General features: G+C 70.9%; 6 protein-coding genes and 2 pseudogenes. 5 read left to right on the top strand and 3 right to left on the bottom strand.

The genetic code is table 11. The features are described 5' to 3' along the window. The 4 genes and pseudogenes from ACFTZL_RS11535 to ACFTZL_RS11520 all read left to right on the top strand — a co-directional run. Positions 1-846, top strand: an 846-nt coding sequence (locus tag ACFTZL_RS11535; protein ID WP_382580504.1) for an aldo/keto reductase, incomplete at its 5' end; no start/stop codon positions are given. Continuing rightward, positions 827-1,672 (top strand): hypothetical protein, encoded by an 846-nt coding sequence (locus tag ACFTZL_RS11530; protein ID WP_382580502.1) that lies wholly within the window; start codon positions 827-829, stop codon positions 1,670-1,672. The genes ACFTZL_RS11535 and ACFTZL_RS11530, both read left to right, overlap by 20 nt. 305 nt (positions 1,673-1,977) lie before the next feature. After that, positions 1,978-2,502 carry a hypothetical protein gene (locus ACFTZL_RS11525; protein ID WP_382580500.1) on the top strand — a complete coding sequence of 175 codons (525 nt, stop codon included), beginning with the start codon at positions 1,978-1,980 and terminating at the stop codon, positions 2,500-2,502. Positions 2,503-2,645: 143 nt separating this feature from the next. Then, a pseudogene (locus tag ACFTZL_RS11520) lies at positions 2,646-3,095 on the top strand (transposase); the annotation flags it as partial. Between the two features lie 259 nt (positions 3,096-3,354). Here the strand turns inward: ACFTZL_RS11520 and ACFTZL_RS11515 are convergent. Both ACFTZL_RS11515 and ACFTZL_RS11510 read right to left on the bottom strand, forming a co-directional pair. Beyond that, a pseudogene (locus tag ACFTZL_RS11515) lies at positions 3,355-3,435 on the bottom strand (VOC family protein); the annotation flags it as partial. Positions 3,436-3,524: 89 nt separating this feature from the next. Further along, a complete protein-coding gene (locus tag ACFTZL_RS11510) occupies positions 3,525-6,149 on the bottom strand; it encodes a phosphatidylinositol-specific phospholipase C domain-containing protein (RefSeq protein ID WP_382580499.1) in 2,625 nt (874 codons plus the stop codon). A 322-nt stretch (positions 6,150-6,471) separates the two neighbouring features. Here ACFTZL_RS11510 and ACFTZL_RS11505 point away from each other — a divergent pair, with 322 nt between their 5' ends. Then, entirely contained in the window at positions 6,472-7,434 is a 963-nt protein-coding gene (locus ACFTZL_RS11505) for a helix-turn-helix domain-containing protein (RefSeq protein WP_382580497.1), read from the top strand. Between the two features lie 166 nt (positions 7,435-7,600). On the opposite strand, the gene ACFTZL_RS11500 is transcribed toward ACFTZL_RS11505, so the two are convergent. Beyond that, positions 7,601-8,233 carry a type III effector protein gene (locus ACFTZL_RS11500; RefSeq protein WP_382580495.1) on the bottom strand — a complete coding sequence of 211 codons (633 nt, stop codon included), beginning with the start codon at positions 8,231-8,233 and terminating at the stop codon, positions 7,601-7,603. Positions 8,234-8,300 lie beyond the last annotated feature (67 nt).

The following is an 8,300-nucleotide window of genomic DNA, read 5'->3' as shown; positions in this document are numbered from 1 at the left end:
GCCGCCTCCGGCGCGCCGTGGATCGACACCGCCCCCAACTACGCGGCAGGCCGCGCCCAGACCCTGCTGGCCCCGGCCCTGGCCGCCCACCCGTCCCTCCGCGTCTCCACCAAGGCCGGGTACTTCACCGCGGCCACCGGCACCGACGCCGTCAACGCCGGTGTCCTCACCGAGGACCAGGCCCTGGCCGGGCACAGCCTCGCCCCCGAGTACGTGCGCTGGCAGACCGGCCGCAACCGCGAGCAGATCGGGCGCGAGAAGCTGGACCTGGTCCTGCTGCACAACCCCCGAGCGCGCCCAACCCGACGACCGCCCCGCCCTGCACCGCGCGCTGCGGGAGGCGTTCGTCGTCCTGGAGGAAGCCGTGGCGGCCGGGCATCTGGCCGGGTACGGGATCGCACCTGGGCGGGCCTGGACGAAGGGGCGTTCACGGTGGGGGAGCTGCTCGCCCTGGCCGCCGAAGCCACCGGCGGACAGCACCACCACCTGGTCGCGGTCCAGTTGCCGGTGAGTCTGGTGATGATGACGCCGATCACGCAGGCACTGCACGGCCAAGGGCCGCTCCCGGCCGCCGCCGACGTGGGCCTGCGGGTGATGGCCTCCGCGCCGCTGCACGGTGGCGAGCTCCCGGGCATGGTCGACCAGGAGCTCGCCGACCTCATCCGGCCGGGCCTGACCTCCTCACAAGCGTGCATCCTCGCCGTCGCGTCATGCCCAGGAGTGACGAACGTCCTTCTCGCCGCTTCCAGTACGCCACACTGGAAGGAAGCGGCCGACGCCGTTGCCCAACCCCCCTTGACCGCCGTCCAGTTGCGGGAGATCACCCATGTACTCGCCTCCCCCTGACCAGGACACCGAACAGCGCATGCGCACCCACCACGCTCGCGCCGCCAAGGCCCTGGACGTGCTGACCGAGCCGGGCGGGGAGTTCTGGGGCTGGGCCGGGCGCACCCTGGGCACCCCGGGCCGCACCACCGTCGGCGACCCGGCGTGGCTGCGGCTGGTGTCCGCCCCGGCGGACAAGGCGTCGGGGAAGCTGTGGGACGGCGCCCTGGATGCCCAGCACGCCTTCGGCGACCTCGACGGATACCGGCCCGCGCTCCTGGGCGTCCACGACGCCGTCGACAACGGCACCGCCTACCGCGCCGAGCTGTCGGCCCGCGTCACCGAGCCCGTCCTGTCCGACGACCCTGTCCGCCAGCACGATTTCGAGCTGCCGGACTCCTGGTGGACCGACCTCGCCGGGGTGCTGGAGAAGGTGTCGGCGGCTGGCACCACCCGCGTCGCCGTGCGGCAGCAGTACATGGACCGGGCGACCCCCGAGTTCGTCGGCATCCCGGCTCCGACGGCGCCCTGCTGGACCACCGCCCACGGCGACCTGCACTGGGCGAACCTCACCGCACCGCAGCAGATCCTGGACTGGGAGAGCTGGGGCAGCGCTCCCATGGGGTTCGACGCCGCCATGCTCTACGCCTACACCCTGCTGCAGCCGAACGTCGCCGCTCGCGTCCGCGCCGCATTCCCGGTCCTGAGCAGCCCGGACGGGCTCGCCGCCGAAGCGACCGTATGCGCCCAGCTGCTCCAGACCGTGGCCCGGGGCGACAACCTGATTCTGGAAGTCCCGCTCCGGGACTGGGCTGAGGAGCTGTGCCACGGCTGCCCGACTCCATGAGCCACGCGCCGGGTTGCTGTGTGCCGACGGCGAGACGGGGCGTACGCGACCGCGATCGAGGGGTGCAGCCGTCCGGCGCAGACCTTCCCCCCCCGGCGTGTGTCCCACATGGCCGACGGTGAGCAGCGGGACCGCGTCGGTAGCCGCTTCTGCTAGTCGATCACTGTGCACACCAATCCCGCCCCAGCGCACATCCGGCGGAGGCACAGCACGTCATTGCTGCCAGCATGTGCCTTCCAGCGGTCGCGTATGCCCTACCGTCGTAGCCCTGGTGAGCACGCCGGGGGGGGGCCATGGCGTACAAGATGACCGACGACTACGCGTCCACGATGGTGACCGTCATTCCGGTCATCCTGGTAGTGGCCACTGTCGAGTTCCAGGCACTCGTGAAGCGCGAACCGAGACCGTCACCACGAGAGGGCTTTACGGGAAAGTTGGCGTGGGAGGTAGCGCTCCTAGTGATGTGGCACGGCCTCATCCTCAGCCACGCCGTCATTGAGATGAAGCTGGTCATGTGGCTGGCCACCACGGAGCGGCCAGAGTCGCCGGAGCTTGCCTGGGCGGTTGCGTTCATCGCCTGGCTTGGTCTCGCGTGCGTGGTCGGCCTGACGTTCCTGCTGACGTTTGGCGGCATCATCCGCGTTCATGTCGCGATGTTCAAGGACTTCCTCCGAGATACGAGTTCGCAGTCCTCGGCAGGCGGCTCATCGATCCCGCGCCGGCCGCGGCCGCGCATACGGCCGAGCAATCCCGCACACCGATCGATTCGAGGCCCGCGTCGCGCGCCGCGCAACAGTACTGCGAGGCGACGTCACGCTGCGGGCGGCTGAGGCCAGCCCTTGACCAGCGTCTTGGTGCGGGGGACGGTCCGGGTTCATGGTTCCTACCTGCGATTTCCTGCTGATGTGCCGAGCGCCGGACGAAGCGTTGTTCTCCGGCTGAGGGTCCGCCGCTTCGCCGGCGGGAACTCGAGGTGCGCACGCCGCACCTTCGTCGAGCAGATACCCGGCCTGACCCGGAGGCACGGTCAGCGGACCGAGCGGCTGCGCTCGACGCTGGCCTCGGTCGGTCTACGGGCCGGGCCGGCGCTCGACTGAGCTCCGTACTCGGGGTCTCCGTCAGCCGGAGCACCGTCCTGCGCCTGGTCGACGCCCTTCCCGAGCCGGAAGTGCCCGCCCCGCGTGTGGTCGGCGTCGACGAGTACGCCACCCGCAAGGGCCGCCACTACGGCACTATTCTCGTCGACGCCGAATCCCGCCGTCCTGTCGACCTGCTGCCCGACCGGGAGGCATCGAGCCTGGCGGCCTGGCTCGCCGATCGGCCCGGCGTCGAGGTCGTGTGCCGAGACCGGGCGCCTTTCTTCGCCGAGGACGCCACCGCCGGTGCACCGCAGCCCGTCCAGGTCGCGGACCGGTGGCATCTTTGGCACAACCTGAGCGAGGCCGCCGAGCGGAGCGTCGCCCAGCACCGTCGCTGCCTCCGCGCTCTGGTCCCCACGGCCCGTGAAACCGGACCCGAACCCGAGGCTGCTGTGGCCGCGGACTCGTCCGGTTCTTCTTGGCCGCGCGGGCACCGATTCGCCGATCGGACCCGGGCCCGTCATGCCGCCGTCCACTCCCTGCTGAACGCTAGGCACAGTCGGCGCTCGGTCCAGCGGCAGCTCGGAATGACCTACCGCACGAGCCGAGCTCCTCGAAGAACGCGGCGACGGCGTCCATGTCCTCGACGACGATGCCGACATTGTCCATCCGCCTGATCGCCACGCTGTGCTCTCCTCGATGCTTGTGGCCCAGCGCCCCGCCCGGAACGTATCCCCGAACGGAGCGCTCGGCACAGACGGCGCACCCGGTCGCTAGCCCGGGACCACCGTGTCGCTCATGCTCGGCTTCCCCTCACCCGACGCGTTCCAGGCGCAGACCAGGATCACGTACTCGTGACCCGCCGTGACCCCCGTGATCCTGGCGGAGCGGGCGGAGGCCGGGTAGCCGATGATCCGGGAGTGGTTCATCGGGGTGCTCTTGTCGTACACCCATACCGCGTACCGGACGATCGAGCCGCTGTGCGAGTTGGTCGGCGCCGACCAGCGCACGTCGATCGAGCCCGCGCCGGCCGTCGCGGTGAGCCCCGGCGGCCGACCCGCCGTCGTCGGCGCCGCCTTGCCCCGGACTGCCGAGGACCACGAGGAACGGTTGGCCGCGCCGTCACCGGCGACCGCGCGGACCCGCACCTCGTAGGTGTGGCCGTCGTAGGGCTGGTCGGTGAACTGCCAGGACATGTCGTAGCGCGGGGCGCTCACACCGGGCACCACGTCCTGCCAGTCCGCGTTCGAGTCGGTGGTGACGTCACGCCACTGAACGTCGTAGGTGTGCGCGCCGAAGACCTTGTTCCAGGTGGCGGTGACGCCCTGCTGGGTGCCGTCGAACTTCATGCCGGACGGCGTGGCGAGCGACCGGCCGGGTGCGCTGTCCGGTACGTCGGGCGCGGCGGCGCCGATGCCGAACTCCTTGTGCAGCACGGTGCCGAACGCCTGGGCGATGCGGTACTCGCCGAGGGCGTTGGGGTGCAGCCCGTCGTAGGTGGTGGCGCAGGTCGTCGCCTTCGGGTCGCAGCCCATCGCCTTGTCCAGGTCGGCCAGCTCCACCGGCGAGGCGCTGGTGCTCCAGCCGGGGGCCGCCTTGGCGAGGGCCGCGTTGTAGTCGCTGATGCGCTGGGGGAGGTCGGGGTTCGCGTCGCCCAGGGTGGTCCGCTGGGGGACGTTGGCCAGGACGATCCGCACGTCCGGGTTGACCGCCCGCGCGTTGTCCACGAACTTCTTCATGGTGCCGACCAGATCGGCGCCCGCCCCGTACCAGCCGATGTCGTTGAAGCCCAGCTCGACCAGGAGCAGGTCGGGCGTCCGGCCCTTGGCCTTCAGCTCCTGCATCACCGGCTTGATGGTCGGCACGGTCCGGGTCAGTGAACGGCCCCAGAGGGCGTAGTGAGCCGAGCCGCCAGCGGAGAACCCGGCATTCACGTCCCCGGCGTACTCGCCCTGGACGCGCGGGTCGCCCGGACCTGGCTCCGTGGGCTCGCCGTCGCCGCTCTCGCCCAGCACCGGCGGGCGCGGCGGCTGCGCGTCGGCTTGCTGCACGGTGCCCCGGTACGGCCCGACGAAGGTGACCGGCCACTTCTTACTCCTGGCCCAGTCCCACAGCCGGTAGCGCCAGGTGTGGTAACCCTCGTACCCGTGGCTGATGGAATCGCCGACCACCATGACGTCGCGGATGTCGGTGTGCGTCACGGAGTTGCGGGCGATGATCTCGTCGATGAGCTTGCCGCCGGGGAAGTCCATCATCATGACGCCCATACGGTCCAGGTCGGACCGCCCGCCGAACCGGTCGTCGCGTCCGGCGTAGAACTCCGGGCACCGGTCCTTCTCGGCGCGCAGACACTGGATGAGGAAGTTGTTCACACCGGTCGCCGTCGGGGTGCCGCCCGCCACGGTGTAGGGGTGGACGCCGGTCCCGAAGCCGCTGGTGTAGTTCAGATACAGCGCGTCCTGCTTGTAGGCGTGGTCCTTCTCACCGGGGCGGCTGCCGTCCCAGGTGCCGTTGGTCCGGCGCAGGTGCGCGCGGACCTTCTCCCACTTGTCGTCGATGTCGCTGATGGTGGACAGCTCGAAGTCGTCCTGCACGTACTCCTCGTTGGAGCCGCCGGACGGGTAGGGCTGCTTGAGCCCGTAGCCGCCGAAGATGCCGCCGCCGGTGTTCCGGTAGCCGAGGAGCACGACCTTGCCGCGTACCTCGCCGAGCGTCGGGACGCGGCTCGACTGGCTCTTGCCGGTGACCGAGGGGCCCCAGAACAGGTTGCGCCAGGCGGTCGACGGGGTGCTCTCGTTACCGTCCCCGGTGTACGAGCGGCCGTTCAGGTAGGAGTCGAAGATCTTCTTGCGCCACTCGTCGGTCCCGAACCCGTCGGCGTCCTTGCAGGAGAAGGTGGAGCCGGTGCACTCCGCCTTGAGGTTCATCAGGACGGTTTCGCCGGGGTGGGCGCTCAGGAAGTCGTCGGTGGCCTTCAGTACGTCGGTGAAGTTGGCGTACTGATAGGTGGCGCCGTGGTGGACGGTGAACTTCAGCCCCTCGTCCCCGTTGTCGACCCGGACCCGGATGTCGAGCGCCCGGATGCCGGCGTCGAACTGGGTGGTCAGGGTCTTCGCGCTGAAGCCGTGGTTCTCCTGCGTCTGGGTGATGCTGGTGACGATGCCCGAGCACTGGCCCGTGTCCGGGTCCGGTTTGTCCCCGCAGAGCGCGAGGCTGTCGTGGGTGCCGGGCACCGAGAGCCAGGCGAGGTTGGTCCCGTCCGGGATGCGTGACATCCAGTCGACGTTGGCCGCGGAGGCTTCGGTGATGCTGCTGTAGTAGTCGTTCGCCCGGGCGGGGGTGGCGGAGAGGAAGACGCCGGAGACGGACAGCAGCAGGGCGAGGAGCACACCGAGCACGGTGCTTCTCGCTACCATCGCCGGCCGGCGCATCCGGGATCTTCGGGACGAGCGGGTCTGGCGTATGACAGTGATCATTTCCATCCTGGGGCGGATCGGTCGGTCGACTGGAGGGCCGCGCGTGCGCGCGCGAGTCGTCCGGCGAGATGTGTGATGATCCCCTTGTCGGGCTCGCCGGTTGGTGATCGCAGCCTGCCCGGGACGTCCGTCCCGGGCCAGCCCGGATGGCCGTTCCGGGACGCTGGGACGCTCCGCATCCCCTGACCAGGCGGGATGCGGCCGCATGGGACACGGGGTGGGACGTGTGGGTGGGGTGGGGACGGTGAGGGACGCCGATACGGCGGCCGGGCTGGGCGAGATGCTGCGCTCGCTGAAGGAGCGCGCGGGCCTCAGCTACGGCGCTCTCGCGGGCCGGCTGCACCTGAGTACCTCGACGTTGCACCGCTATTGCACCGGTGACTCGGTGCCGGCCGAGTTCGCCCCGGTCGAACGCTTCGGCCGGATCTGCCGGGCGGACCCTGAGGAGCTGCTGGAGCTGCACCGGCGATGGGCGGTGGCGGACGAGGCGCGGCGCGGGAGGGGGGCGAGCCCGTCGGAGGATGCGGAGGTGCCGGTGCCCGCGCCGGTACCGGTCGTCCAGAGTCCGCAGACTGTCGCGGAGCCGACGCCGCCAGCCCGCCAACTCGTCTCGCGGTACGTCCTGCTGGGGGCCGCCATGGTCGCCCTCAGCACCTCCGGAGCGCTGGCCATCGACCGGTTCCGCGCCGAGTCGGTACCGGACCTGACGGTCCCGGCCATCACGGTGCCCGACCCGTCGACCGAGGAGGTCGGGGCGGCCGGAGGGAACGTCCCCCTCTCGGCGGCAGTCGTCCCGTCCAACGACGACTGCCCCCGGACGGACGGCACTCGGACTCGTCCCACGACGTTCCGCCTGAAGGTGCGAAGCACGGCAGAGGGCCCCGTGACCATGACCGCCATGGACGTCCGGCTACTGTCCGCCGAAGCCCCGCCCGCCGAAGTCACTTACGCGGACTGTCAAGGCACAGACGCACAGCACCCGTTCGCCGTGGACCTGGACGCCCCCGAGCCCCGGGCCGTGAGCCCGAGGCGCGGCTTCCCGCGCGAGGCGTCCGCCGGGACCCCCCTGGTCCTGGACGTCACCGCGCACACGTCGAAGAGCGAGGTGCGCTGGTACCTGGAACTGAGATGGACCCAGGGCCACCGCTCGGGCACGCTACGGATCGACGACGGCGGTCACCCCTTCCGCACCGGAGCGGTGAAGTAGCGCCGTCCCCTCCCGTGGCCTGAACCGAACCGGGGTGGCACCACAGGAGGACAGCGGTGCCACCCGGCCGGGTAGTCCAAGATCTGCGAGCTGGAGCGGAGGCGACAACCTCAACCTCGAAGCCCCGCTCAGGAACTGGGCTGAGGAGCTCCTCAATCGCTTCGGCTCAGGGGGGAGTGAGGGTGTCGGCCTGTGCGGCTAGGTCTGGGTGAGTACTGGCCAGGTGATGCCGGGTGGCGGTCAGAGGAGCGATGAGGCTGGCGGGGTCGTCGTGGGCGAGGGCCGCGTGGAGTTCGCGGATCGGGAGACGGGCGGCGGGGGGAAGGTCGGTGAGTGCGGTGATCTGGCCGGCGAGACGGCGCAGGTCGGCCGCATGGCGGCGGGCCCAGGTGGCGGTGGTGCGGTCCGCGGCGCGGGCCTGTCGGGTGGCCGTCACGCGCTGTTCGCCGGTGGTCCCGGCGGGGCCGGGGCGGCCACGCAGGTAGCGGCGCTCGGCGGCCTGGCGGCTGGCGACGCCGAGGGGGTGGGCGAGGTCGGCCCAGCTGGCGCCCGCGTCGCGGGCGGTTTCGATCAGGCCGGTCTCCCATCCGGCGAGCTGCTCGCGTACCTGCCGCAGCAGCGACAAGGAGGCCAGGGCCTGTTCCGGACCGGGACTGGGAGTGTCGGGGGCGTTCGGCATCTCGTGCCGGGCTTCGCGCAGGGCGTCGTCTATGGCGTCAAGGGCCGCTGCCGCGGCAAGGAACGAGGCCGGGCTGTGGGCGTCGGTGCTGGGCGAGGACGGCTGGCTGGCCGGGGTCACGGACACCTCCCTCGGGTTGTCATCAGGAAGACGACATCGTGTTTGTCATCCATTGGATGACATGCTA

The organism is Streptomyces sp. NPDC056948 (assembly GCF_042674225.1).
In the GTDB taxonomy this organism is placed as follows: domain Bacteria; phylum Actinomycetota; class Actinomycetes; order Streptomycetales; family Streptomycetaceae; genus Streptomyces; species Streptomyces purpurascens.
This window is presented reverse-complemented; position numbering and strand designations above follow the sequence as displayed.